This window comes from Paenimyroides tangerinum, from assembly GCF_003865405.1.
In the GTDB taxonomy this organism is placed as follows: domain Bacteria; phylum Bacteroidota; class Bacteroidia; order Flavobacteriales; family Flavobacteriaceae; genus Flavobacterium; species Flavobacterium tangerinum.
In genome coordinates, this window is the sequence record NZ_RQVQ01000042.1 from 1 (window position 1) to 26,066 (window position 26,066).

26 protein-coding genes are annotated in these 26,066 nt (G+C 30.7%); 10 read left to right on the top strand and 16 right to left on the bottom strand.

Annotated elements, in window-relative coordinates; all coding sequences use genetic code 11:
• Positions 1-131: 131 nt before the first annotated feature.
• The 6 genes from EG240_RS13830 to EG240_RS13855 all read right to left on the bottom strand — a co-directional run bounded on the left by EG240_RS13830 (position 132) and on the right by EG240_RS13855 (position 5,820).
• Positions 132-2,171: a dipeptidyl-peptidase 3 family protein gene (locus EG240_RS13830; RefSeq protein ID WP_125019974.1), complete on the bottom strand. Its 2,040-nt coding sequence runs from the start codon at positions 2,169-2,171 to the stop codon at positions 132-134.
• 45 nt (positions 2,172-2,216) lie between these two features.
• Complete coding sequence (locus EG240_RS13835) at positions 2,217-2,777, bottom strand: hypothetical protein (RefSeq protein ID WP_125019949.1); 561 nt, start codon at positions 2,775-2,777, stop codon at positions 2,217-2,219.
• A 28-nt stretch (positions 2,778-2,805) separates the two neighbouring features.
• On the bottom strand, positions 2,806-3,210 hold the full coding sequence (locus EG240_RS13840) for a hypothetical protein (protein ID WP_125019950.1): 405 nt from the start codon (positions 3,208-3,210) through the stop codon (positions 2,806-2,808).
• 59 nt (positions 3,211-3,269) lie between these two features.
• Positions 3,270-4,352 (bottom strand): endonuclease/exonuclease/phosphatase family protein, encoded by a 1,083-nt coding sequence (locus EG240_RS13845; RefSeq protein WP_125019951.1) that lies wholly within the window; start codon positions 4,350-4,352, stop codon positions 3,270-3,272.
• A gap of 45 nt (positions 4,353-4,397) precedes the next feature.
• On the bottom strand, positions 4,398-5,084 hold the full coding sequence (locus EG240_RS13850) for a pseudouridine synthase (RefSeq protein ID WP_125019952.1): 687 nt from the start codon (positions 5,082-5,084) through the stop codon (positions 4,398-4,400).
• A 130-nt stretch (positions 5,085-5,214) separates the two neighbouring features.
• The gene (locus tag EG240_RS13855) at positions 5,215-5,820 is read right to left on the bottom strand and encodes a superoxide dismutase (RefSeq protein WP_125019953.1); all 606 of its coding nucleotides are present in this window, start codon (positions 5,818-5,820) and stop codon (positions 5,215-5,217) included.
• 117 nt (positions 5,821-5,937) lie between these two features.
• Between EG240_RS13855 and EG240_RS13860 the strand changes: the two genes are divergently transcribed.
• The 4 genes from EG240_RS13860 (at position 5,938) to EG240_RS13875 (ending at position 14,797) form a co-directional block, all read left to right on the top strand.
• Positions 5,938-9,105 (top strand): UvrD-helicase domain-containing protein, encoded by a 3,168-nt coding sequence (locus EG240_RS13860; protein WP_125019954.1) that lies wholly within the window; start codon positions 5,938-5,940, stop codon positions 9,103-9,105.
• A gap of 18 nt (positions 9,106-9,123) precedes the next feature.
• Positions 9,124-10,317: a glycine C-acetyltransferase gene (gene kbl, locus EG240_RS13865; protein WP_125019955.1), complete on the top strand. Its 1,194-nt coding sequence runs from the start codon at positions 9,124-9,126 to the stop codon at positions 10,315-10,317.
• 114 nt (positions 10,318-10,431) lie between these two features.
• A complete protein-coding gene (locus EG240_RS13870) occupies positions 10,432-11,928 on the top strand; it encodes an OmpA family protein (protein ID WP_125019956.1) in 1,497 nt (498 codons plus the stop codon).
• A gap of 118 nt (positions 11,929-12,046) precedes the next feature.
• A complete protein-coding gene (locus EG240_RS13875; RefSeq protein ID WP_125019957.1) occupies positions 12,047-14,797 on the top strand; it encodes a PD-(D/E)XK nuclease family protein in 2,751 nt (916 codons plus the stop codon).
• Here EG240_RS13875 and EG240_RS13880 read toward each other — a convergent pair whose 3' ends face one another.
• Complete coding sequence (locus EG240_RS13880) at positions 14,798-15,580, bottom strand: alpha/beta fold hydrolase (protein WP_125019958.1); 783 nt, start codon at positions 15,578-15,580, stop codon at positions 14,798-14,800. It abuts the gene before it with no gap.
• Between the two features lie 129 nt (positions 15,581-15,709).
• On the opposite strand from EG240_RS13880, the gene EG240_RS13885 reads away from it, so the two are divergent.
• Positions 15,710-16,087 (top strand): energy transducer TonB, encoded by a 378-nt coding sequence (locus tag EG240_RS13885; RefSeq protein ID WP_125019959.1) that lies wholly within the window; start codon positions 15,710-15,712, stop codon positions 16,085-16,087.
• Positions 16,087-16,863, top strand: coding sequence for an energy transducer TonB (locus tag EG240_RS13890; RefSeq protein WP_125019960.1), 777 nt, complete (start codon positions 16,087-16,089; stop codon positions 16,861-16,863). The genes EG240_RS13885 and EG240_RS13890 overlap by 1 nt, the downstream gene beginning before the upstream one ends.
• 60 nt (positions 16,864-16,923) lie before the next feature.
• Here EG240_RS13890 and EG240_RS13895 read toward each other — a convergent pair whose 3' ends face one another.
• The gene (locus EG240_RS13895; RefSeq protein ID WP_125019961.1) at positions 16,924-17,655 is read right to left on the bottom strand and encodes a PH domain-containing protein; all 732 of its coding nucleotides are present in this window, start codon (positions 17,653-17,655) and stop codon (positions 16,924-16,926) included.
• A gap of 47 nt (positions 17,656-17,702) precedes the next feature.
• Here EG240_RS13895 and EG240_RS13900 point away from each other — a divergent pair, with 47 nt between their 5' ends.
• Positions 17,703-18,395: an energy transducer TonB gene (locus tag EG240_RS13900; RefSeq protein WP_125019962.1), complete on the top strand. Its 693-nt coding sequence runs from the start codon at positions 17,703-17,705 to the stop codon at positions 18,393-18,395.
• Between the two features lie 85 nt (positions 18,396-18,480).
• Complete coding sequence (locus EG240_RS13905) at positions 18,481-19,158, top strand: hypothetical protein (RefSeq protein WP_125019963.1); 678 nt, start codon at positions 18,481-18,483, stop codon at positions 19,156-19,158.
• Here EG240_RS13905 and EG240_RS13910 read toward each other — a convergent pair.
• From EG240_RS13910 to ruvC, 5 genes are read right to left on the bottom strand one after another with little or no spacing between them, the layout of a single operon-like run.
• Entirely contained in the window at positions 19,148-19,510 is a 363-nt protein-coding gene (locus EG240_RS13910) for an MmcQ/YjbR family DNA-binding protein (RefSeq protein ID WP_125019964.1), read from the bottom strand. The genes EG240_RS13905 and EG240_RS13910 overlap by 11 nt on opposite strands.
• A gap of 3 nt (positions 19,511-19,513) precedes the next feature.
• Positions 19,514-20,281, bottom strand: a complete 768-nt coding sequence (locus tag EG240_RS13915; protein WP_125019965.1) for a cyclase family protein — start codon at positions 20,279-20,281, stop codon at positions 19,514-19,516.
• A 39-nt stretch (positions 20,282-20,320) separates the two neighbouring features.
• Positions 20,321-20,833, bottom strand: a complete 513-nt coding sequence (locus EG240_RS13920) for a hypothetical protein (RefSeq protein ID WP_125019966.1) — start codon at positions 20,831-20,833, stop codon at positions 20,321-20,323.
• A 19-nt stretch (positions 20,834-20,852) separates the two neighbouring features.
• Positions 20,853-21,977, bottom strand: coding sequence for a radical SAM family heme chaperone HemW (gene hemW / locus EG240_RS13925; RefSeq protein WP_125019967.1), 1,125 nt, complete (start codon positions 21,975-21,977; stop codon positions 20,853-20,855).
• Positions 21,977-22,534 carry a crossover junction endodeoxyribonuclease RuvC gene (gene ruvC, locus EG240_RS13930; RefSeq protein ID WP_125019968.1) on the bottom strand — a complete coding sequence of 186 codons (558 nt, stop codon included), beginning with the start codon at positions 22,532-22,534 and terminating at the stop codon, positions 21,977-21,979. The genes hemW and ruvC overlap by 1 nt, the downstream gene beginning before the upstream one ends.
• A gap of 54 nt (positions 22,535-22,588) precedes the next feature.
• On the opposite strand from ruvC, the gene EG240_RS13935 reads away from it, so the two are divergent.
• The gene (locus EG240_RS13935) at positions 22,589-23,539 is read left to right on the top strand and encodes a hypothetical protein (protein ID WP_125019969.1); all 951 of its coding nucleotides are present in this window, start codon (positions 22,589-22,591) and stop codon (positions 23,537-23,539) included.
• Here EG240_RS13935 and EG240_RS13940 read toward each other — a convergent pair.
• A complete protein-coding gene (locus tag EG240_RS13940) occupies positions 23,523-23,990 on the bottom strand; it encodes a hypothetical protein (protein WP_125019970.1) in 468 nt (155 codons plus the stop codon). The two genes, EG240_RS13935 and EG240_RS13940, sit on opposite strands and share 17 nt — an antisense overlap.
• Before the next feature lie 44 nt (positions 23,991-24,034).
• On the opposite strand from EG240_RS13940, the gene EG240_RS13945 reads away from it, so the two are divergent.
• Positions 24,035-24,535 (top strand): DUF456 domain-containing protein, encoded by a 501-nt coding sequence (locus EG240_RS13945; protein WP_125019971.1) that lies wholly within the window; start codon positions 24,035-24,037, stop codon positions 24,533-24,535.
• Positions 24,536-24,566: 31 nt separating this feature from the next.
• Here the strand turns inward: EG240_RS13945 and EG240_RS13950 are convergent, their stop codons facing one another.
• Together EG240_RS13950 and EG240_RS13955 are read right to left on the bottom strand one after the other, a co-directional pair.
• A complete protein-coding gene (locus EG240_RS13950) occupies positions 24,567-24,962 on the bottom strand; it encodes an energy transducer TonB (RefSeq protein WP_125019972.1) in 396 nt (131 codons plus the stop codon).
• 12 nt (positions 24,963-24,974) lie between these two features.
• Positions 24,975-25,832: an energy transducer TonB gene (locus EG240_RS13955; protein ID WP_125019973.1), complete on the bottom strand. Its 858-nt coding sequence runs from the start codon at positions 25,830-25,832 to the stop codon at positions 24,975-24,977.
• Positions 25,833-26,066: the final 234 nt, after the last annotated feature.

Consider the following 26,066-nt stretch of genomic DNA (forward strand, 5'->3'; position numbering starts at 1 on the left):
ACAACTATTTCTTTTTTTTACCAACTATTTTTCTTGATTTATTAATCGAACTCAGGTTACTAATAAGATAATCGTTAAATAAAAAAATCCACTCGTTTATTCGAGTGGATTTTGTTTTATAAATAATTCTTTTAATTCTCTAATGGTAAGAAATTAAAGTTTTTAGAATAAAATAACATTTGTTCTGCAAACGTTTTCGGATACGAAACAATGATATCAACAATTTCACCTTTATCATCTGTAATCGGAACTAAAACCGGATTTACAAATCCGCGGTAAGGTGCATTCTTAAACTTCTTGTTACGTTCTAAAACCTCAGCGTGAATTTTTGGATCAACTTTTACTCCATACGTTTCAACCAAAGCTTTTCCTGCTTCATAATCTCCTTCAGATTTGATACGTTGGGTTTCTTTCAATAACTCACCAAATAAGGTTCTTAACTTATCGTAGTCATTGATTTTGAAATAGGTTTTACCATCTTTTGTAATTTTCTCAATTACGTTATCTGCTTTTCCTTTTTCAAAAACCCAAGTACTAACCCACTGACGGTTTCTCATATGCGCTTCTTCGATAACTTTCCCTGGTTCAATACGTACCAATTGCGTCATTAAACCATTACGAATATAATCGTTGTAAGCAGCTGTTCCCATTTTTTTCCAATCGTCAACCAAGCCTAAATCTTGAATCTTCGGATCGTATAAATAATACAAAGCCACCAAATCGGCACGACCTTCTTCTAAAGTTGAAGCGTAACTTTTCAAGGTTTCTTTTGGAGAACCAACTCCTTTATTGATTTGTCCAGAAGCGTGTCCAACCACTTCGTGTAAAGCTGTGTGTAATTTATCTGCAATTTCGCTATAACGTTGCGATAATTCAATTTCTGTTTGATCGTAAGCAAATTCTTTCAATTTATCACTTCCGCCTGTTTTATTATAAGCATCGATAATATTTCCTAAAGAAACTGATTTAGAACCGTGTTCTGCACGAATCCAATCTGCATTCGGAAGATTTACACCAATTGGAGTACTTGGAGAAGTATCACCTGCTTCACCAGCAACTACAACTGTTTTGTAAGAAATACCAACTACATTTTTCTTTTTGTGTTCTGGAATCAAAGGTGAATTGTCTTCAAACCATTGTGCGTTTTTAGAAACTACTTCCATTTTTTCAGACATATCAAAATCTTTGATTTGAACCATACTTTCGTACGAACCTTTATGTCCTAATGGATCGTTATAAACTTCAATGAATCCGTTGATGTAATCAATATTTCCTTCGGTTGCATTAAGCCAAGCAATGTTATAAGCATCCCAAGTTTTTAAATCACCCGTTTTGTAGAATTCAATCAATAATTTTAAAGCATCAGCCTGAGCTGGATTTTCTGCAACGGTAACTGCTTTCTCTAACCAAAAAATAACTTGGTCAATCGCAGCTCCATACATTCCTCCACTTTTCCAAACTTTTTCTTCTAACTTACCTGAATTGTTACGAACCAATTTGGTATTTAATCCTGAAGATACCGGACGTAAAGAATCTTCCTGAACATAAGAATTATAGAATTTCTCTACATCAACAGCAGATACATTTTTTCCATAAAAATTAATAGCCGAACCTTGAACCAATCCTTTTGATTCATCAAGGTTTACCTTTTTAGCATCAACATCATTAAACAGAATTTCAACAATAGTTCCGTCTAAATTAGTATCGGTTTGCTTTAATAATTTTTGGAAATAACTTTGAGAAAATCCAGGTTTGATTTTATCATTCGAATAATGATGGTGAATTCCGTTTGAAAACCAAACACGTTTTAAGTAGATTTCGAACTTCTTCCAATCTTCAGCATTTTTATCTCCATCGTAATTTTTATAGATATTCTCTAATGCAGCACGAATTTTTAGATTGTATTTATAATTCTGATCCCAGAAAATATCTCTCCCAGCATATCCAGCTTGAGCTAAATAATAAACTAGTTTTTTCTCTTTTAAAGTTAATTTGTTCCAACTTGGAATATCGTATTTAAGAACTTCGATATCTGCAAATTTATCTCCTTGAAATTCAATTTGAGATAAACTATCTATTAACACCTGATTTTTATCAAGTGCTTCTTTTTTATTACACGATGTGAACATTACCATTGCTAAAGTAAATGCTGCAATTGTATTTAATTTCATCATATTTTCTGTTGTATTTTAAACAAATATAAAGAATATTGTGTTTTAATTTTCACCTTCTAGAATTCGCTTCAAATTATCAGTACTCAAAATATTACGGTTATTGTAATATTGAAGTAAGATTTCGGCCTTAACCAATTCATTATCGTGCGATTGATAAAAATTCACAAATATTGTTTTTTCTTCTTTTAGTTTTATGGTACAAATGTTTCCAACTCCGCTCGAAATTTTAGGTCCAATCCATTTATTTCTTTCATAACGAATAAAAAAGTCATCGTTTATAAAATGAATCGATTCGATATCTTTTAACAAAATGATTTGTTCTGCAATTCGAATTTCATTCTTTCCCAAAATCAAATTCCCTTTAAACTTCCCTCTTTTAAAATCGATTTTATAATGATTTAAAATCAAGGTTACAATTAATGGAACAAATGACAGAATGAATATCAACGTAATAATCCAAAAAACAAAAACATTGATTTCCGTAACAGAATGCATCCAAATAAAAGCAATTGAAGCAATTATTAAGAATAACAAACTGTAAAATTCTAAATAGATTTTTTTACGTTTTGCTGGTTGGAATATTGGAAAATCAGTTAATGGCATAAAAAAAGAAAGCTCTGAATTTCAAAGCTTATTGTTGTGGTAAAATATTTTTTAAGAATTCACTCATTTGATCGAATAAATCTTTTGGATTTGAATATTTGATATGGAAATTTGACAATCCATAAAGAATCGGAGAAATCGCAACGCTTTCGTGTTGTAAATACACAATTGGTTTACGCTTTGCTTTGGCATATCCAACTTCGACTGATGAAGTAACGGTTTGATAAGTTGTTTCAACAATAACAAAATTACTATTATCAATTTCTTTTAAAGCTTTTTGAACCAATTCAATTTCTTGACCTTCTTCAAAAGTAAATTTATCTACAAAAATATATTGCTCAACACTGGCTGTACTTAGCGCCATTCCAAGTGCAATAATTTCTTTACTTAATTTTTTTCTGCTATTGTGATCTACTGAAACGTACGCTTTCATATTTTATTTATAATAATCTTGTAAAGATACATCATTTTGTATGATTTATAAAGAGTTATTTACTCAGTAACCACAGTTTCTCTTTCGCCATCTTCTTGTTTGCCTTCTTTAATCATTTCGTTAACTTCTTTCATTTCATCTTTTTCCAATTGTTCAATTAAATCTTCCTGAATATCGTTTTTTTTATCGATGTAAAACGCACAAAACAAAGGTAAATGATCAGAACCAAAATTATCTTGAGCTTCTAGTTTCTCAACAAAAACATCGGAACTATGAAACATTTGATCAATTGGAAAACGCAAAAACCAATACTTAGCATGAAATGTAGAAATCAATCCGCGACCAATTCTTGGATCAATCATTTCGGAAGTTTTTCTAAATAAAACAGATGATTTTGCCCAAGCTACATTATTGAAATCTCCTACAACAATTGACGAATATTTATTACTCCTAATCTTTTTAGCAACTGCTAGCAATTCACCATCTCTTTCTTTAGAAGTTTCTTCTTCTGTTGGACTCGGTGGTGGCGGATGCACACCAAAGAAAATAAATTCAAATCCATCTTTCGTTTTCATTAAAGCTTCAATACTTGGAATATCGTCAGCTACAAAATAATGAACATTCGATTTGGTGATTTCAATTTTTGAATACAAGTGAATTCCATATGTATTTTCCAATCCAACCTCGACAAAATATGCATAATCTTTCTTGAAAACTTGCATCGCATTTTCCCAATCACCGTTGGATTCCATCGTTAAAATAATATCTGGATTTTGTTTTTGTACGTAATGAATAAACTTTTGATATTCTCTATTAAATTGAAAAACATTAGCAGAAATCAACGTGACCGTTTTTGACGCTTTATTTGTTTTAATATGTTTTTCAACCTTATAAAACGGTGTGTATTTATACAATAACGAAATTTCATAAATCATACAACCAATCAATAATAATTGGGAAACAAAAAACAAATTCGACTTAATAATAAATAAAAATCCAAATAATACTAGCAAAAATTGCAAGATAAAAATCTGAACTTTTGCAAAATCAAAAACTCTAAAAAACCAATGTTGATTTGGTATTAACGGAATAAATGTAGAAACTATTAATAACGCAGCAAATATGTAATAGAAAATTTCCATGTTTTTTGTTTGAAATTAAGAAAATTTTCCAATAAAAACAACAAATCATTTAAAATTAAGCAATTGCATTACACGCTTAAATTCCGCTTGAGGTTCAGCCTTTATTTCTAAAACTTCGTTCGTAACTGGATGATTTAACTTTAACGAAGCGCCATGTAACATCATCGTATTCATTTCAAATTTCTCTAACCAAATTTTATTTTGTTTGTTGCAACCGTGCGGACGATCACCAATAATTGGATTTAAAATATGAGCCAAATGTTTACGTATTTGATGCATTCTTCCGGTAAACGGAAAAGCTTCAACAAAACTATAACGCGACGTTTGGTGTTTACCCGAAGGCAAATCAATTTCGGCTGTTTGCATACGTTTTATCAAAGTTTGTGCTTCTTGCAAAACACCGTTATCTTTATAAAGTGCATAATCAATAAGCATTTCTTCTGGAGCGAACCCACGAACAATAGCAATATATCGTTTTTCGATTTGTTTGGTTGTAAACTGTTCGGTTAAAATGCGATTCACATCTTTATCAAAAGCAAAAAGCAAAACACCAGAAGTTTTCCTATCTAATCGATGTACTGGAAATACCTTCTTCCCTATTTGGTCACGCAACAATTGAATAGCAAATTCAGAAGCATCACGAGCAATCGGCGATTGATGAACTAGCAATCCGTGTGGTTTATTTATAGCAATTATATATTCGTCTTGATAAAGAATTTCTAAAAGGTTCATTTTTATTATATTTATGGAAATTATTCTCCGCCTCAAATTTAGGGTAAAAAGAATAATTCAAATTATTTAAAAACAAAAAAAACGTCTGATTTCTCAGACGTTTTTCCATATAAACGAAATTCGTTCTTTATTATTTGTTAGCTGCAAAACGTGCTGCAACTTCTGCCCAGTTAACAACGTTAAAGAACGCGTTGATGTAATCTGGTCTTCTGTTTTGGTAGTTTAAGTAGTAAGCGTGTTCCCAAACATCCATTCCTAAGATTGGAGTTCCACCACAAGTAACACCTGGCATTAATGGGTTATCTTGGTTTGGTGTAGCACAAACTTCTAATTTACCATCTTTTACACATAACCAAGCCCATCCAGACCCGAATTGTGTAGCTCCAGCTTTAGCAAAAGCATCTTTAAAAGCATCAAAAGAACCAAAAGCAGCATCAATCGCTTCAGCTAATTCTCCTGTTGGTAAACCACCTCCATTAGGGCTCATTACTGTCCAGAATAAATTGTGGTTATAAAATCCACCACCGTTATTTCTTACAGCTCCATTAGACATATCTAAGTTAGCTAAGATTTCTTCGATTGTTTTACCTTCTAACTCAGTTCCAGCGATAGCTGCATTTAAGTTAGTCGTGTAAGCTTGGTGGTGTTTTGTATGATGGATTTCCATTGTACGAGCGTCAATATGAGGCTCTAATGCATCATAAGCATATGGTAAACTTGGTAATTCAAAAGCCATTGTTTAATATTTTTAATGATTAGTATTTATTTTTAATCAAATTTAGTAATATTTGTTGAAATTAAAAAATAAGGCGTAACTTTTATCAGTTAACAAATTCTTAAAACGATAACTACTTTGAACAGAACAGCTTTCTCTATTTACAATGCTTCGGCAGGTTCAGGAAAAACACATACATTGGTAAAAGAATATCTAAAAATTTTAATGTTAGATAAGTCTTACGACGGTTATCGAAAAATTTTAGCCATCACATTTACCAACAAAGCAGTAAACGAAATGAAATCGCGTATCGTTTCGGCTTTGTACGCCTTTTCACTTCCAGAAATCGACAAGAAAAATGCACAAATGCTGCAGCAAATTGCCGAGGAATCTGGTTTGGAATCTTTGGTTATTCGTGAAAAATCGAAAATCATTATCAAAAACATCATCCACAATTATGCTGCTTTTGATATTTCAACCATTGATAAATTCACACATAAAGTCATTCGTTCGTTTGCACACGATTTAGATTTACCAATGTCTTTTGATGTTTCGTTAGATACCGAAGCGCTTTTACAAGAAGCTGTAGATTCAATCATTGCAAAAGCTGGAACCGATGAAACCTTAACTAAATTGTTAATTGAATTTTCGTTAGACAAAACCGATAACGATAAAAGTTGGGATGTTTCACGCGAATTAATGGAAATTGGTCGATTGCTTTTAAACGAAAACAACCGAACGGAATTGGAGTTATTTCACCAAGCAACCATTCCTGATTTTATTGAAATTAGAAAAAAGCTTCAAGCTGAAATCAAAGATTTGAACGAATTAGCAAAATCCTTAGCTAACGAAATTTTTGATGTTATAAATACAAACGGAATTGATATTAAATCGTTTTCCGGACAATATTTCCCGAAACATATTCAATCGATTTTAGATGATAAATTCAGTAATTCATCTAAAAAATACATTGAAACCGAAGATATTAAAATCAATAAAACAGCGAAAGACAAAGAAGTTATCGAAAGTTTGATTCCAGATTTTCTTCAAAGAACAAATAAAATCTATGAAGCTTTCGGAAAGAAATCGTTTTACGAAGCTTTCTTAAAAAATCTTACACCGCTTTCGTTATTGAATTCGATTAGTTTAGAAATTGAGCGCATTCAAAGCGAACAAAACATTCTATCTATTTCACAATTCAATGCGATTATTAATAACGAAATACAAAATCAGCCAGCACCTTTTATTTACGAACGTTTGGGTGAAAAATACCGTCATTTCTTTATTGACGAATTTCAAGATACATCAGAAATGCAATGGAATAATTTAATTCCATTAATTGATAATGCCCTTTCGGGCGAAGATGCTTCGGGCGCTCAAGGTTCGTTAATGATTGTTGGCGACCCAAAACAATCTATTTATAGATGGCGCGGTGGAAAAGCCGAACAATTTATTTCGTTAAGCAAAGAAGAAAATCCGTTTTCGAACCCAGATAAAGAAACCGAATTTCTAGAAACCAACTACCGCAGTTACGAACAAGTAATTACGTTTAATAACGATTTCTTTAAACACGTTGCCAATCAATTTGAACACCCAGATTATAAATATTTATATGAAAACGAAAGTTCACAAAATATAAATTCTAAATTAGATGGATTTGTAGAAATTCAATTTTTAGAAGAATTAGATAAATCTGAAAACGAAGAAGAAACCAAGACTGACCAATATTTAAAAGCTACTTTAAAAACTATTGAAGATGTTTTATCTCAAGGTTTCGAATATCAGGATATTGCCATTTTAACTCGAAAAAGAAAAGACGGTGTTCTATTAGCAAATTTCTTAACAGAAAACAACATTCCTATTTTATCTTCAGAAACCTTATTAATCAATAATGCAACCGAAGTTAAACTGCTTTTAAATATTTTAAAGTACATCAAAAACAATCGTGACAACGAAGCTAAAGCACAAATGCTGTATTTCATTGCTCGTAATAAACAATCGATTTTACCGGTTCACGATTTTATTTCGGAAGGAATGAAACACAGAAATGAAGTAGATTTTCAGAAATGGCTAAACGATTTTGGCATTCCAATGGATTTTGCTTTCGCACGAAAAAACTCATTGTATGTAACCACAGAATACATCATTGACCATTTCATAAAAGAAAAGAAAACACTTTCGTACGTACAATATTTTATGGATTTGGTTTTGGAAAGAACCGTGCGTTTACAAAGTTCTATTTCTGATTTCATTACCTATTGGGAAGATAATTATGAAAAACTGAGTATTCCTTCCCCAGAAAACACCAATGCAGTTAAAATGATGACGATTCACAAATCGAAAGGTTTGGAATTTCCGGTGGTTATTTTTCCGTTTGCCGAAGAAGATTATTCGCGTTCACGAGATAAAATTTGGGTTGAAATTGAAGGTTTTGACGAATTGAACATTCCAAAAGCATTAATAGATTTAAATAAAAATGTTCGTGAATATGGTGTAAAAGCACAAGAAATATTCGATATTAAAAGGCAAGAAGATTTGTTAGACAACATCAACGTGCTTTATGTTGCTTTAACGCGTGCCGAAGAACAATTGTATATCATTTCCAACAAAAAAATAAATGCAAAAGGTGACTTAGCAAATAATATGTCGTCATTGTTTGTTTCGTTTTTACAAAATTTAAATTTATTTTCGGAAGAACAAAATGTGTATCCGTTTGGAAATAAAGTTCGAATATCAGAAAAGAAAACACTTTCACCTGAAGAAATTGAAGCAACCGCTCCAAAGTTAATCGTTGCTGTTACAGACGGAATCGACAAAGAAAACACCATTAAAATTGCGCAACGCGAAGCTTTAATGTGGGATACATCTACACAGAAATCAATTGAATACGGAAATTTAGTTCACGAAATTCTTTCGAAAATTCGATACAAAAAAGACATTGAAGAAGCCATTACAGCAGCTATTTTTGAAGGTTTATTGGTTCTAGACCAAGAAGATAAAGTTCGTTCAAGCATCGAAATGATTTGTAATCACGAAGAATTACAAGATTTCTTCCGCGATGATTTTAAAGTTTTTAACGAACAAAACATCCTTAAAAAAGGAATGCCAAATATAAAACCCGATCGTGTGGTAATTAAAGGCAACGAAGCTTACATTTTAGATTATAAAACCGGAGCTGAACATAAAAAACACGTAGAACAAGTAAAACAATACGAACTTGCTCTGATTGAAATGGGATTAAACGTAACCAAAAAAGCTTTAGTATATATTCAAGAAGATGATTTAAAAATAATACATTTGCAATAACTCAACTTAAAATAAATTATGTACGGATCTATTAAAAATCACTTACAAGCCGAACTTGAATCGATTAAAGATAGTGGACTTTACAAAAAAGAACGCATCATCGTTTCACCTCAAGGTGCAGAAATTAAAATTAGTACTGGAGAAACGGTATTAAACTTTTGTGCCAATAACTATTTAGGACTTTCTTCTCACCCAGAAGTTGTTCAAGCTGCAAAAGACGCTTTAGATACACACGGATTCGGAATGTCATCTGTGCGTTTCATTTGTGGAACACAAGATATTCACAAAGAATTAGAGGCTAAAATTGCATCATTCTACGGAACAGAAGATACGATTTTATACGCTGCTGCATTTGATGCTAATGGTGGCGTTTTTGAACCCTTATTAGGAGCCGAAGATTGTATTATTTCTGACAGTTTGAACCACGCTTCAATTATTGACGGAGTTCGTTTATGTAAAGCCGCTCGTTACCGTTATGAAAATAACGACATGGCAGATTTAGAAAAACAATTACAACAAGCTGTTGCAGACGGACGTCGTTTCAAGTTAATCGTAACTGATGGCGTTTTCTCAATGGACGGATTAGTTGCACCATTAGATAAAATTTGTGATTTAGCAGATAAGTACGATGCAATGGTTATGGTAGATGAATGTCACGCTGCTGGATTTATCGGAGCAACTGGTAAAGGAACTTTAGAATACAAAAACGTAATGGGTCGTGTAGATATTATTACAGGAACATTAGGTAAAGCTTTAGGTGGAGCAATGGGAGGTTACACAACAGCTAAAAAAGAAGTGATTGAAATTTTACGTCAACGTTCTCGTCCATATTTATTTTCAAACTCATTATCTCCAGCAATCGTTGGGGCTTCATTAAAAGTTTTCGAACTATTAGAAAAAGACACTTCCTTACGTGATCAATTAGAATGGAATACCAATTATTTCAAGAAAGGATTGAGAGAAGCAGGAATAGATTTCATTGATGGTGATTCAGCAATTGTTCCTGTTATGTTGTATGATGCGAAATTATCCCAGATAATGGCAGATAAATTATTAGCAGAAGGAATTTATGTTATTGGATTCTTCTTCCCTGTTGTCCCAAAAGATAAAGCACGAATTCGTGTACAATTATCGGCAGCGCACACACAAGAGCATTTAGACAAAGCAATCAACGCTTTTAAAAAAATAGCTTTAGAATTGGGAGTTATTTAACAAAATCAACTAAAACTTAGAGAATCAACTAAAATTAATTAACTTTTTTTTTTGATTTTATATATAAACAATGTACTTTTGTACAGACATTACATTTTGTAAAAAACAATAGTTATGAAACATTTCAACAAATTATTTGTAGCTGCTATCTTATTTGCTGGAGTAACGACTCAAGCACAGAATGCAGACCAACCGTGGGCTGTTACCGTGGGTATGAATGCACTAGATGGAGCTCGTGTTAGTGCTGCATCGAAATTCGAAAATCAAATGGGACAATACTTCGAAACAAAAAACTGGAGTATTTTACCATCAGCATCTGTATTAGGTGTATCTCGCCATGTCTGGAATAATTTCACAGTTGGCGTAACAGGTTCTGTTAATAAAATGACTAAAATGGTTAACCCTATTTATGTTAATACAGGAACTGCAAGTAAACCAAATTGGGTTAATACAGGTCAAAGAGAAAGAGTTGATGTAGATTTAATGTACTATGCAATTGATGCTCACGTTAAATACCGTTTCATCAAGGACAGTTGGTTTGATCCAGCAATCTTCGTTGGAGGAGGTTATGAGTTCTTAGGAAAAGCATCTGCTGGAACAGTAGGTGGTGGTTTATCTTTAGGCTTCTGGTTTACAGAAAACATTGGATTAAACTTATCTTCAACTTACAAATATTCATTTGATGATACAAGAACACCTAATGTTGACGTACCATCACATTTACAACATATTGCTGGTGTAACTTTCCGTTTTGGTGGAAAAGATACAGACGGAGACGGAATCTTAGATAAATACGATGAGTGTCCAGAAATCCCAGGTTTAAAACAATTCAACGGATGTCCTGATACTGATGGTGACGGAATCCCTGACCATTTAGATGATTGTCCAGATGTATTTGGTTTAGCTGAATTCAATGGATGTCCTGACACTGACGGAGACGGAATCCCTGATAATCAAGATGCTTGTCCAGAAATTCCAGGATTACCACAATTCAACGGATGTCCTGACACTGACGGAGACGGTATTCCTGATCCACAAGACGAATGTCCACTAATCCCTGGTCCAGCTGAAAACAACGGTTGCCCTTGGCCAGATAGAGATGGTGACGGTATTCCAGATTATTTAGATAAGTGTCCAGATGTTCCTGGTCTTAAAGAATACGACGGATGTCCAAAACCAAAACCAAAAACAGAAGAAGTAGTTACTGAAAAACTTCAAAACATTTTATTCAACTTAGGTAAATCTACTTTAAGACCTGAATCTGCATCTAAATTAGACGAAGCTGCTAACATCATCAAAAACTCTCCAAAAGAGCACTTTGTGGTTATAGGTATGACTGATAAAACAGGTTCAGAAGCTGTTAACTTAAAATTATCTAAAGAAAGAGCTGCTGCAGTTGTTAAAGCTTTAGAAGCAAGAGGAGTTAATCCAGAAACTTTAAAATCTATCGGAATCGGAAGTCAAGATGCAACAGTTCCTGCTTCTGCTTCTAACGAAGAAAGACAAAAAGACAGAAAAGTAATCGTTAGATCTATTTCTAGCGACGAGTTTAAAGTAATGAAGAAAAATGATCTTCCTGCTTCTAAACCAGCTAAAAAAAGAAAAAAATAATTTCTAAAGAAATTTAATTTTCATACAATAAATCAGAACAGAATTATTTCTGTTCTGATTTTTTTTTGGTTAAATTCGAAAAACATAAAATTTCAATTTGTTTCAATAAATAAGACTGATGGAAACATTCCTAGACAAAATAGCATCAAAAATATTTACAGATTTTCAAGATAACTTTGATAATCTTAGCATTATTTTACCAAATAAGAGAGCACGTGTTTTCTTAATAGAAAAGCTAAAAAATCAAACAGACAAAACCTTCTTTGCTCCAAATATTATAAGCATCGAAGAATTCATTTTTGATATTTCTAAAATCAAATCGATTGATAATATCGAATTACTATTTTGTTTTTATGAAGTCTATAAATCTCTAACACCCAAAGAAAACATTCAAGATTTTGAAACATTTTCAAATTGGGCTAAAATGCTTCTTGCTGATTTTAATGAAATAGATCGATATCTTTTAAACCCAGATCACGTTTTTACATACCTAAAAGATATTGAAGATATCAAACATTGGGCAGTTGATCTAGAAAACAGAACACCTATGATTCAAAAATATTTGAATTTTTGGGAAATGATGCCTATTTATTATTCAAACCTATATGAATATTTAATCAAAGAACAAAAAGGTTATCAAGGATTGATTTATAGAGAAGCAGTTAAAAATTTAAAATCTTACATAAGTGAAATTGGTAATCAAAAAATATACTTTGCTGGTTTTAACGCACTAAATCAAGCTGAAGAAAAAATTTTTCAGGAACTATTAAAAAATGATTGCGCAAAAGTTTTTTGGGACATCGATCAATCCGTTATAAATGATCCGTTTCACGACGCTGGATTATTTGCTAGAAAAATAAAAAATAATTGGGGTTATTATAAAACACATCCATTTGAATGGATAGTTGATGAATTTAATCAAGAAAAAAACATTCAAATCATTAGCACACCAAAATCAGTTGGACAAGCTAAAATCACGGGAAAAATAATTGAAAATATCAGTCAGACTAAAACTGATTTGACCAATGTTGCTATTGTATTAAGTGAAGAAAATTTATTGATTCCGGTTTTATATTCACTTCCTGAAAATGTAAAAAGTTTAAATATCACAATGGGTTACGATAGCAAATCTAATCCCGTTCAAATCTTTATACAGAAATGGTTTAAAATGCACATCAATGCATTGAATCGAAATAAGAAATCATATACTTTTTATCACAAAGATGTTACGGAAGTGCTATCGCATCCATTAATTGAAAACATGATTCATAGTTATAAAGTAGTAGAAAGAATAAATAAAAACAATCTAACTTTCTTTTCAGACGTAAACTTAGCAAACTTACAAGAAAACTCAAATGAATTATTTTCAATCATTACTGAGAAATGGGAAAACAATCCGCTTGAAATTACCAATCAACTATTAAAGATTTTATTACTAATTAAATCAAACTTAAACGAAAAAGAAGACAAACTTTCGTTAACTTTTTTATATGCGATTTATAAAGCAATAAATCAGCTTAAAAACTACGCAATCAAATACGATAGTATTTCTTCGCCAGAACAACTATTCAGCATTTACAAACAAATCATAGAGTTTGCAGAAGTTTCTTTTGAAGGAGAACCTTTATCAGGATTACAAATAATGGGTGTTTTAGAAAGTCGAGTTTTGGATTTCGAAACCGTGATTATTACATCATTAAACGAAGGCAAATTTCCAGCAGGAAAAACCAACAATTCCTTCATTCCTTTTGATGTAAAATTAGAATTAGGCTTACCAACTTTCAAAGAAAAAGACGCTATTTATAGCTACCATTTTTATCATTTATTATTAAGAGCAAAAAATATTTATTTACTTCATAATTCCGATTCTGAAGGAATTGATGCCGGTGAAAAAAGTAGATTTATTACTCAGATTGAATTGGATAAAAAGAAAAACCATAAACTAAAGAAAGAAAATTATTATTCATTAATTCCTGAAAAAGCTTACGAAAAATTAACTGTAGAAAAATCAGAATTATTAAATGAAAAATTAAAAAATATAGCTACTGACAAAGGCTTTTCTCCTTCTGCTTTATCGAATTATTTACGAAATCCAATGCAGTTTTATTTTCAACGCGTTTTAGGAATTAATGAAGTAGATGAAGTTGAAGAGAACGTTGCTTTAAACACATTGGGAACGATAATTCACAATTCATTAGAAGAATTGTACAAACCATTTATCGATAAATTTTTGACAGTTGAAAATTTTGATTGGATGATTTCTCAAGCGAATCAAGAAATCACCAATCAGTTCAATGAAGTTTATTCAAACAACACAGATAAATTAGGAAAAAACTTATTGGCTTTTGAAGTTGCTAAACGCAATATTTTTCATTTTTTACAAATGGAAAAAAAGGCAATTGAAGAAGGAACAGCATTAAAAATATTAGGTTTAGAACAACGTTTATCTTACGAAATAAAAGATAATCGACTTCCCTATCCTGTAAAGATTTCGGGTATTGTTGACCGAATAGAAATCCGAAATAATGTAATTCGAATTATCGATTACAAAACAGGAAAAGTAGAAAAATCAAATGTAAGCATCCAAAGTTTTGAAGGTCTAACAAAAGATTTAAAATATGAAAAAGTGATTCAATTACTTGGATATGCTTTGATGTATCAAGATCATATCGAAAACAGAGATTTACAAGTTGCCATTTATTCGTTTAAAAACAGAAAAGATGGTTATTTACTTTTCAATTTAAAAGAAGATAAAACAATAATCGACATCGTTGACAAACAAATCATTGAACAATTTAAAGAAGAACTTATTCAATTGATTCTAGATATTTTAAATCCCGAACAAGCATTTATTGAAGCAGAAATTTAGTTATTTCTTCTTAATAAAAACTTGAAGAAGCTTAATTATTTCTTCTTCCTTTTCCAATGGAGCCATGTGACCGCAATCTAGAATATGAGTGGTAACATCGGCTCCGTTTGTTTCATCTAGAATTTCAGATTCAGTAGCGATTTGATCATCTTTACCTGTAATAATCATTTTAGGATACGGTCCAAAGTGTAATAAAACTTCACGGTCATTTCTGATTTTCATTCCTTCTAAAGCGGCAACAACACCTTGAAGTGAAGTTTCTAAAGCCTGATCACGAACGATGTCAATCTGATTAGACAAATCAGCTCTCGCATCATCAGAAAACAAATTATTAATCGCCATAGAAATAAACACTTTAGCATTTTTTTTAACCACCTGAATCGCACGATCACGATTCATTTTTCTTTCTTCAGAATCTGCACGCGAAGAAGCATTAATCAAAACTAAACTTTTCAAATGATCTGGATATAATTCAGCAAAAGCCAAGGCGACATAACCTCCCATAGAATGTCCTACCAAAGTAGCTTTACGAATTCGCAAATCAGAAAGAAGAGCAAAAACCATATCTGCATGATCTTCCATTGTATGAATGTAACCTAAATTTTCTGATTTTCCATGTCCAAATAAATCGATAGTAATTACTCGAAATTTATTCGAAAAATATTTTTCATAAGGAATCCACATGTTTTTATTTTCTAAAAAACCATGCAAAAAAACTAAAGCCGAACCTTTTCCAGATTCCGTATAACTGATTTGAGTGTTTTTATATGTAAATGTTTCCACCTCTTAAATATTTAAATACAAAATTAGGACAACTTTGAAACTTAAAAAAAATAGACCTCTTTATTTATCAAATAAATATCAACATTGATATATTTCAGAAAAAGTATTATTTTTGATAAAAAATTGATTATGAAAAAAATTTTAACACTAATTCTATTTTCTTTCTACGCTTTAAGTTATGGACAAGAAAATGACAATCGAATTTATTTCGAAGTTGATCAAATAGCTACTTATCAAGGTGGCTACCAAAATTTCAACAAGTATATTACTGATAACATCACTTGTAAAATAAAAATTAAGAAAAAGGAAAAAAATAGGATTCAACTTCGCTTTATAGTTGAAAAAAATGGCGAAGTAAAACATGTCGAGATACTTTCAGAAAAACCATTTGTTTGTAGTGAAGAAATCGGTCAAGCTTTAAAAAAATGTCCGTATTGGAAACCAGCTCGAAAAAACAATTTACCTGTAAGATCAATTGTACAAATGGATGTAAATTTTGATAAATAATGAAAAAATTTATTTTAGGTTTTATATTATTTGTAACACTTGTAAGTTATGCTCAAACAGAAATAGATTCAACTTCTGTTGCTTTTAAAGAAGACGTAGTCAAGGCAAAGCCGATAGATGGCATTGAAAATTTTAAATTAAAATTTGCTGAATCATTTTCTATTCCAACCGAACGAATTTTAGAAATTAACCGAAAACAATTAAGTTTAATAATCTCATTTCAAGTAGATGAAAATGGCAAACTAAATCACATTAAAGTTTTAAATGACAAGTATAAATTAACATCTGAGATTAACCAAATTTTTACAACACTTCCTGATTGGATTCCTGCTAAAAAAAACGGTATAAATGTAAAATCATTTAATTCATTTCCTATAACAATAAATTTTAGGTTACCAGATTATGAAAAAAGTGAAAATAGTTTAGAAAAAAGAACAGCACTTGAAACAGAATACAAAGCTTTCTATTATGAATTTAATTCACATATGATTTACCCTAGAGATTTTTGGGAAAGATATTATTACAAAAAAGGAGCCTACGAAACAGGAGAAAATAAAACTTCTAACGAATTTAAATATATAATAGAATTCACAATAAATGAGGAAGGTAATTTTGAAAATATTAAAACATTTATAAATGAAAAACCTGACGAATATTTAAATAAAGCTGTAAAAAGATCCCTTGCAAAATGTACTCCATGGGAACCAGCTATTGAAAATGGCAAAAAGGTTAAATCAAATATGAGATTACCAGTTACAATAAAAATAAAAAAATAAAAAATACCCCAAATAAACTAATACTTATTTGGGGTATTTTTTATTTTTTTAAAACAGAATCTATAAAAACTTAATAACTTCATTCTTTAACGCATCATATTCACCTTGAAGAATCAAACCGTTATCTAAAAGTTTTTTATAATTCTGAAGCTTTTCAAAAAGTTCTTCTTTCGTTAACTGATTTAAAGATTTATTTTCTTTAGTAATCTCTTCATTTTGACTTATTACTTCTGCAACTTCTTCCTTAAAATCGGTAGTTTCAACAAGTTGTTTTGGTTGATCAAGAAAAGTAGAAAAATCTGTAACTTCTTCAAAATCAACAGTTTCAACAACCTTATTATCTAATACTATTTCAGCTTCTTCAATGTTAGATTCTAACTTAGAAAAAACAGATGAACGTTTAGAAATCTCCAATTGTTCTTTAGCAAACGTATATAATTTTCTAGCCTGATTCTTTGGAATATAATCAATAGTTTCAGTTAAATCAGTTTTGGTTACAAAAGAAAATTCAGAACCTAATAAGTTTTCTTTTACCATTGGTGCAACAATTTCTTGCCAATCATAATCCGTAAAACTCATTGACAAACCTAAATTTTTCGGTTTACAAATAATGATTCGCTTATTGGTCATAACAATCGAATCAGGAAAAACAGTTAAAGCAGGTTTCTTCTGAACACCAATATAACCAATCTCTTCACCTTTCATTAAAAGATCCGTCAACTTTTCCGTTATTTTTTCTATTGCTTTTGGATCTTGATCTTCATTCAAAAGCTTTTTTAAATTATCTAGCATAAATTTGCGTATTCAATTCTCAATTTAGTTCTTTGCAAAAAAAACTAATGAGCAATATTTATTCATATAAAAATACAATTTTAATTCTTATCTTTTTGTTAACAAATTCATTATTTGCACAAAATGACAGCTTGAATCAAGTAAAAGCACAACCGCCTTTTGAAACTATTGAATATGTTTCGCAAATAATTTCAAACTTAAATTTACCTGAAGAAAAAGTAGCAAACTTACCAAATGAGAATATCACTTTTAATCTTTCATTTTTTGTCTCTAATGAAGGAAAAGTGAATAACGTACGCATTAAAAATGATAATTACGAATTGAATTCGTATTTTGAAAATGCGATGAAGAGCTTACCAAATTGGATTCCAGCCAAAATTAATGGAGAAAACAAATCATCACGTGAACAATTAGTAATCTCTGTAAAATTAAAAGCTGATGAAGAAACAAAAGCTTTACCAGAAATTGGACTTAGAAAATTTAATCAAGAATTAATATCCAAAATATTTAAAGACGTAGAAAGCCTAGATGGACAAGATTTGATTTTTCGCGTTACTTTTATTGTCGAAGAAGATGGTAGCCTTACAAATATTAAAATTGTAGAATCTAATTCCCCATTATACCACTCCGAAATCGTACGTGTGATTAAGTCAATGCCTAAATGGAATCCTGCACGAGAAAATGGTATTCCAGTTCGTTCGACATTTTCAATGCCAGTAAGAATAATATTTGAGAAATAATTATTTAATCTAATAAACAACAAGTATTTTGAATTTCACAAGTAAACCCCTCACTATAAATTACATATTATTATTTTCTACCTTTTTGTTAACAAATTCATTATTTGCACAAAACGATAATATCAGTAAAACAAAAGCACAACCGCCTTTTGAAACTATTGAATATGTGACTCAAATCATTTCAAATTTAAATTTACCTGAAGAAACAGTAGCAAACTTACCAAATGAGAATATCACTTTTAATCTTTCATTCTTTGTTTCTAATGATGGAAAAGTGAATAACATTCGTATTAAAAATGATAATTACGAATTTAGCTCATATTTTGAAAATGCGATGAATAGCTTACCAAATTGGATTCCAGCTAAAATCAACGGAGAAAACAAATCATCACGTGAACAATTAACTATTCAATTGAATTTAAAAGTTAATGAAACTAGCATTACTACAAATCCAGATGAAACACAAAAAGGTTTCTATCGTGAATTTGCTAGAAAATTTGTACTTAATTCTAAAGAAAAACGCCAATTAAAAAAATTAGGATACCAGAAAGATGGAGTTATCGATTTAAAATTCAATATCGTTTTTATATTAAACGAAAAAGGTGAAATTGAAAACTTAAGATTTCTTGAATCCAATTTAGAATTTCTAAAAGAAAAAGTTTTCCAAATTATAAAAGAATATCCTTGGGAAATTCAACAAATAGATGGCAAGCCAATAAGTAAACCATTTACGTTAAAAATTTCAATGAAGATTAACTCTTAATTTCAGTTTGCACTTTCTTCGACAAACTATTAAAAACCAAATCATACGAATGTTGAATCAATTCTTTAAGTAAATCCAACGGAATATCTTCTTTAATTTTTACAGTGTTCCAATGTTTTTTATTCATATGAAAACCTGGTTCAATTCCAGAATGCGCTTCACGCAATTCAATTGCTCGCTCTGGATCACATTTAAGATTCACTTTCGGATTTCCGTTTTCCCATTCCGAAAGCGAAGAAAGTGCGTATATTTTATCGCCAACTTTAAAAGCCAACGTATCCTCATCGAACGGAAAATGTTCGGTAGTTCCTTTTAAATTCAAACAAAATTCGTAAAACTGATCCAGTTGCATAAGCTAAAGTATTTGATATAAAATAGGTTTACTTGGCGATGCATCGTTTTCAAACGAAGCAATTTGCATATTAATTACGTAAGAACCATCTTTAATTTCATCTGAAACAAAAATCAATTCGGTAATCGTACAATCAAAACGAGCATCATTGTTAACAACTTGCGTATTTTTTACATTCCAAAACGCTTTATGCGCTAACAATTTTCCTTCGTCAACTTCTTTATCAACACTTGGTAAATCAATCAATAAATGCTTCACTCCTATTTCACGAATGTAAATCGCAGCTTCTTCGGTTAAATACGGCGGATTCGAATTAGAATAATTCTTATGTTTTTTGTCGGAAGTATTTGGTAACGTACGAATAACCAAAGCTTCTGGAGTTTTACTATTTAAAGCATTTTCTACTTGATTTTTTGTGATGATGAAATCAGATTCGAAAGGTTGTGGTTCAACCGAAATCAATTCAGCAATAAAAAAGAATTGTTTTAAGATTTGATTGATTGAATAAAAATCTTTGGTGATATGACCTAAACATTCGGTATGCGTTCCGTGTCCGTGTGGATTGAACAAAATATTATTAAAATTCGTTGACGATTTTCCTGAAGAAACACTTCCTACAAAATCACCCATTACCACTGGATTAATTTCAGGCTTGTCTAAATACCACGCAATTGGGTTTTGCTCGTTGTTTTGTATCGGTAATGAAATATCTAAAGGTTTAGATAAATCTATTTCGTAAGTTTTGTTGTTGTGTTGAATAGTTGTTTTCATTGTTTGTTATTTAACTGTAGATGAAAGCTATTTTTATCTTTACTTTATAATAGGAAAAAACTTTACTCGATCTTCTTTTCTAGGATTAGGAAATAATTGCTGAAAAACATTATCAATTTTAGAATATAAAAGTGATGATAGAATGATTTCTTTATTACTCTCCTTTAATCCAATTTTCAAATAAAATAAATCATCTAATAACGAAAATTTTATTGAACTATTTTTCAATTTACTTGAGGTTCCAACTAATTCCCAAGAATTAATAGTATTCTCACTTATGATTATCTGTTCTCCATTACTTTTTAAAAGTAAATAATCTTGATAAATTGTAAGTCCGACATTTCTATTTTTGCGAAAATGATTTAATACTAAAAACAATTGAGGGACTAATGGTATAATCATCAAAATAATTAATACAATTATAAAAGTAAAATCTTCAGTAAAATTAATACTGTCTCCAAAAAAATAATAAAAAACAAATAATATTACTAAATTAGTAATTAATAAAGGTAAACAGATTTTTAATATTTTAAATGAAGTGATTTTTTCCATAGCTTTACTCTATAAATAATTATTCCACCCAAAACAATTCAGAAGCAATTCCGTCACAGAAAAACTTGCCTTTTAAGGTTGTTTTTAAAACGTTATCTTCAATAATTAATTGTTCTTTCTTGATGAAATAAGCAGCGTTTTCTAAAAGATAATTCAAAAAATCTGTACCAAAATTATTTTCAATCTTTAGTAAAGAAACACCCCAAATAGTTCGTAAACCCGTCATTACATATTCGTTATAACGATCTTGAATGCTTAAGGTTTCCACTTCGTTAGGTAATTCGTTTGTTTGAATTTTCTGAATATAAATGGAATTATTGGCAATATTCCACGAACGATTTTCGCCATCAAAACTATGAGCCGAAGGTCCAATTCCTACATATTTCTTTCCTAACCAATAAGCCGAATTGTTTTTAGAAAAATACTCTGGTTTTCCAAAATTAGATAATTCGTAATGCACAAATCCAGCATTTTCAAGCATTTCAACCAAAGTTAAAAAATGTTCGTGAGCTAAACCGTCATCGGTATTTGCGATTTTTCCTTTTTTAATTAAAGTTGCCAAAGCCGTTTTAGGTTCAACCGTTAAGGCATAACTCGAAATATGCGGAATATTTAAACTCAAGGCTAAATTTACATTTGAACGCCATTTTTCTAAACTCATATTCGGCATTCCGTAAATTAAATCAATCGAAATATTATCGAAATATTGCGTTGCTGTTTTCAAACATTGCAAAGCTTCGTCCGCATTATGCGCACGATTCATCAATTGCAAATCATCTTCATAAAAAGATTGAATTCCAATACTTAATCGGTTAATTTTAGATTTCGATAAGGCAACGATTCGATCAGTACTCAAATCATCTGGATTCGCTTCCAAAGTAATTTCAGGATTCTCAACAACATCAAACAAAGAGAAAATCGGTTCCAAAATTTGATCTATTTCAGCATTCGAAAGCACACTTGGCGTTCCTCCACCGAAATAAATCGTTTCAACCGGTTCATTAATTTCATTTTTACGCAAATGAATTTCGTGAATCAAAGCTGTAATCATTTCATCTTTCTTTTTCATGGTCGTAGAAAAATGAAAATCGCAGTAATGACAAGCTTGCTTGCAAAACGGAATATGAATGTAAATACCTGCCATTATTTTTTGGTTACGCGTTCTTGGTTTTGATTAACGAATGATTCCCAACCTGAATAGGATTTTCCAACTACGGTTTTTCCTGAATTAAAAAAATGACAAACAGCTGCTGCCAAACCATCTGTAGAATCGAGATTTTTAGGCAATTCTTTCAAACCTAACAATTGCTGTAACATTTTCGCAACTTGCTCTTTTGAAGCATTTCCGTTTCCGGTAATCGCCATTTTAATCTTTTTAGGTTCGTATTCGGTAATCGGAATATCGCGCGATAAACCAGCTGCCATAGCAACACCTTGCGCGCGTCCCAACTTCAACATCGATTGTACATTTTTACCAAAAAACGGCGCTTCAATAGCAATTTCATCTGGATGATGCGTGTCTATCAACTCAATGGTACGTTCAAAAATACGACGTAATTTCATATAATGATCATCCATTTTACTCAGTTGTAATTCGTTTAACTGAATAAATTCCATTTTGTTTTTAACCACTTTTATCAATCCGAATCCCATAATGGTTGTTCCGGGATCAATTCCTAAAATAATGCGCTCTGTACTCAAATTCGTTTCGTTAAAATAGTTTCTTACCTAAAAGGAAATTTGTTACTTTGTAGTATGAAAATTCTCAACAACAAAGCTAAGCAATTCTTAACATTAATCGTTAAACTTGCCATTATTGGTTTGGCTTTTTATTTTGTGAAAAATCAATTGGCTGAAAAACCATTGAATTTAGATATCCTAAAGGAAAGCTTAAACGGAAAATATGCTTATCTGTATATTTTTATTATTTTGTTGTTGACGTTTTTAAATCGATTTATCGAAATTTTAAAATGGCGGAATTTGATTCAAGTTATTGAAAAAATTTCGGTTTGGGAATCTACAAAACAAGTTTTAAGCGCGATTACTTTGGGGATATTTACACCAAACGGAATTGGAGAATACGCAGGAAAAGTACTTTTTTACAAAAAAGAAGAAGCTGGAAAAGTGGTTCTTTTGAATATGATTTGTAACGGAGTTCAAGTTATATATGCGATTTCATTTGGATTGATTGGTGTTTTTTACATCAATCATTTACATAACTTTATGCCCGATGTGTATTTCTTGTATTTATTTTTGATTTTAGCGGCTGCTGTTTTTATAATTCTTAGCGTTAAAAACATTCAGATTAAAGGATTTTCATTACAATCCATTTTTAAATATATTGGAGAAATCCCGAAAAAAATTCATCGTAAAAACTTGATTTTAGCGTTTTTTCGTTATTTTGTTTTGATGAATCAATACTTCTTTTTATATAAATTATTCGATGTAGAAATTCCGTATTTTGTATTAATCGGAGTAGTTTCTGCGGTTTATTTATTAGCTTCTTCGCTACCCAATTTTCAAATTATAGATTTTGCTTTAAAAGGAAGCGTTGCTATTTTCTTATTTGGATTGTTCGGTGTTAACGAATGGGTAATTGCAATTGTTGCAACCTTAATTTGGATGTTGAATTTAGTGATTCCAATCAGCATTGGAAGTTTGTTTGTACTTTTCTACAAGCCCAATAAAACTATTGAAGCGAAATAGGTAAAACAAATTTGGTAGTAACTGGAATTCCTCGTTTTAATGCCGGATGAATTGGCGTAAAATTTTCGTGTTTATTCTGAATCAATGTATTCAAAAATCTAACGTTATATCGAATTGAATCACCTGGTTCACATTCAAAAGAAACTTCTGCATCTTTAGTAATCGTAACTAAAATATTCATTTCTTTTAATCCTTTGATTTGAGTTATCAATGAATCTTGTTTAATTTTAGTCTCCAATTCATTCGAAATCGCATTAAAAAAACACAATCTATTTTCTTCTTTATCTTTTATCGAATCACAGGCATCAACTGTAGGATATTCGTCCACTTTAGTCCAATCAATGGTATGCAATTCTTTACGCAATAATTCTTGCGGATCAGGGACAGTTTTGTCTGAAACACAGGAAATCATTGTCAATAAAATAAATGATAAACCAAATTGAATCTTCATAAAGAAATAAAGCGTAAATTTAGGTGCAAAATTACGGATTATTTATGGAATATGTATTACTAATACTGAGTTTTATATTGATTTTAACGGGGTTGATTGGGAGTTTTCTACCTGTTTTACCAGGACCTTCATTAAGTTGGATTGGACTTTTGGTTTTGTATTTTACTAAAGGTATCGAAATGAATTATTGGATTTTAGGATTCACATTACTTCTAACAATCATCGTTACTATTTTAGATTTTGTAATTCCCGCCCAAGGAACCAAACGGTTTGGAGGAAGTAAATACGGCGTTTGGGGAACCAACATTGGATTAGTAGTCGGAATTATTTTTCCGATTCCATTTGGTTTTATTTTAGGTCCATTTGTTGGCGCATTCATTGGAGAATTGATTTACAACTCAAAAGATTCTAAAAGAGCATTAAAAGCAGCTACTGGTTCATTTATCGGTTTTCTAGCATCAACCTTTATGAAGTTTGTGATTTGTATGGCTTTTTTAGGATTCTACATCAAAGAAGTAATCGAAAATTGGAATATTTGGTTTTAACTATAAAAGCTTTCTGTAATAGAAAGCTTTATTATTTAGGCGGATTATTCTTTGTAACTTTAATTATAACTGGCATAATAAATTTAGAACGAACCGGCTTACCATTTGTTGTTGCTGGTTTCCAAATCGGCATCAATTTCATCACACGAATAACTTCTTCATTTACTTCGATCATTTCTCCTTCTGCAGTAATATCGGAAAAAGTACCATCAGTTTCCACAAAAAAAACCAATTTAGATTTTGCGTATTCTTGACCTGATTTTACCGTCGAAGAATTAAAGTTTCGAACAAAAGCAGCATAGAATTTCTGCATTCCTTCGTTAGGTTCAGCTTTAAATTGCGGAATTGGTAAAACATCTTTTTCTTGTGCGTTTCCATAAAATGGATTTAGAAAAATCAGTAATATAATTAATTTTAAGAATTTCATAACATATAAATATTATTGTTTGATTTGGAAAGATTGTAATAATTCTTCAAATACAATATTTGTTATTTCTGTACTATTTGAAGCAAAATTTAAAGTATATAAAACATTCTTCTCGAAAAAGAAAATCGTTCGATTATAAATCGTATTTTCTTGCCAAACCTCAAACCATTGCACATTCAAAGCATCTGTATTTCCCAGTTTTACTTTTTTATATTTAGATTCGCTTTTAGAAATCTCTTTAATTAGATCTTTAAAAAATTTCTTTTCATTTACTTCAGAAAATTTCTTTATTCCAATATTATACAATCCAACTTTATCAAGTGTTTCATATTGAAATAATTCTGAAGATCCATCAGGTTCAATCACAGCAGTTAAAGTTACGCAATTGCAATTGAATTTAAAATAATCTGTTTCTTGTTCATACTTCTTTAAAACTTCACGATAAGCAGATACATCTCTTTTAAAATTCTCTTCATTTTCATCATAACTATTAAGTTTTATTGTAATCGGGAGATTAAATGAAGAACGAACTGGTTGTCCATCTTGATATCCAGGTTTCCATCTTGGCATTTTAGATAAAACACGTACAATTTCGTTTGTAACTTCTTCTGTTTGATCTATAACAGTAATATTTGAAAAAGAGCCATCCCTTTCTACAACAAATTTCACAACTAGTTTTAATTGATTTTGATTTGAAGGTAGCTTTGGTGCCTTAAATTCCTCACCAAAGTTTTCATAAAATTCTTGTAAACTTTCATGTGGACCAGCTTTTTGCTGAACAAAAGTTTTTATATTGGAAATATCCTGTGCCTTTGAATTAAAAGAAACTAAAGAAATTAATAGAATAAGTGTTTTTAAAAGTTTCATCATATATATTTAAATTGCCGAATATAATAAAAACATTTTTCTTAACTCGAAAAGACTTAACAAACTCATCAAAAAACAAAAGAAAAAAGAGTGAAAATTTTCATTATAACGGAATATTACTAAAAAAGTATTTAACAAAAAAAATCCCTTCCAAAAAGAAAGGGATTTAAAACTTGGCGGTCTGGACGGGACTCGAACCCGCGACCCCATGCGTGACAGGCATGTATTCTAACCAAC

Bases quoted from the DNA above. Each gene is read 5' to 3' on its own strand.
- EG240_RS13910 (WP_125019964.1), bottom strand. From the start codon at position 19,510: ATGCAACTGGATCAGTTTTACGAATTTTGTTTGAATTTAAAAGGAACT.
- EG240_RS13935 (WP_125019969.1), top strand. From the start codon at position 22,589: ATGAAAATTCTCAACAACAAAGCTAAGCAATTCTTAACATTAATCGTT.
- EG240_RS13940 (WP_125019970.1), bottom strand. From the start codon at position 23,990: ATGAAGATTCAATTTGGTTTATCATTTATTTTATTGACAATGATTTCC.
- EG240_RS13855 (WP_125019953.1), bottom strand. From the start codon at position 5,820: ATGGCTTTTGAATTACCAAGTTTACCATATGCTTATGATGCATTAGAG.
- kbl (WP_125019955.1), top strand. From the start codon at position 9,124: ATGTACGGATCTATTAAAAATCACTTACAAGCCGAACTTGAATCGATT.
- EG240_RS13840 (WP_125019950.1), bottom strand. From the start codon at position 3,210: ATGAAAGCGTACGTTTCAGTAGATCACAATAGCAGAAAAAAATTAAGT.
- EG240_RS13950 (WP_125019972.1), bottom strand. From the start codon at position 24,962: ATGAAATTCTTAAAATTAATTATATTACTGATTTTTCTAAATCCATTT.
- EG240_RS13955 (WP_125019973.1), bottom strand. From the start codon at position 25,832: ATGATGAAACTTTTAAAAACACTTATTCTATTAATTTCTTTAGTTTCT.
- hemW (WP_125019967.1), bottom strand. From the start codon at position 21,977: ATGGCAGGTATTTACATTCATATTCCGTTTTGCAAGCAAGCTTGTCAT.
- EG240_RS13920 (WP_125019966.1), bottom strand. From the start codon at position 20,833: ATGGAAAAAATCACTTCATTTAAAATATTAAAAATCTGTTTACCTTTA.
- EG240_RS13895 (WP_125019961.1), bottom strand. From the start codon at position 17,655: ATGCTAGATAATTTAAAAAAGCTTTTGAATGAAGATCAAGATCCAAAA.
- EG240_RS13945 (WP_125019971.1), top strand. From the start codon at position 24,035: ATGGAATATGTATTACTAATACTGAGTTTTATATTGATTTTAACGGGG.
- EG240_RS13885 (WP_125019959.1), top strand. From the start codon at position 15,710: ATGAAAAAAATTTTAACACTAATTCTATTTTCTTTCTACGCTTTAAGT.
- EG240_RS13850 (WP_125019952.1), bottom strand. From the start codon at position 5,084: ATGAACCTTTTAGAAATTCTTTATCAAGACGAATATATAATTGCTATA.
- EG240_RS13830 (WP_125019974.1), bottom strand. From the start codon at position 2,171: ATGAAATTAAATACAATTGCAGCATTTACTTTAGCAATGGTAATGTTC.
- EG240_RS13845 (WP_125019951.1), bottom strand. From the start codon at position 4,352: ATGGAAATTTTCTATTACATATTTGCTGCGTTATTAATAGTTTCTACA.
- EG240_RS13870 (WP_125019956.1), top strand. From the start codon at position 10,432: ATGAAACATTTCAACAAATTATTTGTAGCTGCTATCTTATTTGCTGGA.
- EG240_RS13890 (WP_125019960.1), top strand. From the start codon at position 16,087: ATGAAAAAATTTATTTTAGGTTTTATATTATTTGTAACACTTGTAAGT.
- EG240_RS13835 (WP_125019949.1), bottom strand. From the start codon at position 2,777: ATGCCATTAACTGATTTTCCAATATTCCAACCAGCAAAACGTAAAAAA.
- EG240_RS13875 (WP_125019957.1), top strand. From the start codon at position 12,047: ATGGAAACATTCCTAGACAAAATAGCATCAAAAATATTTACAGATTTT.
- EG240_RS13900 (WP_125019962.1), top strand. From the start codon at position 17,703: ATGAGCAATATTTATTCATATAAAAATACAATTTTAATTCTTATCTTT.
- EG240_RS13915 (WP_125019965.1), bottom strand. From the start codon at position 20,281: ATGAAAACAACTATTCAACACAACAACAAAACTTACGAAATAGATTTA.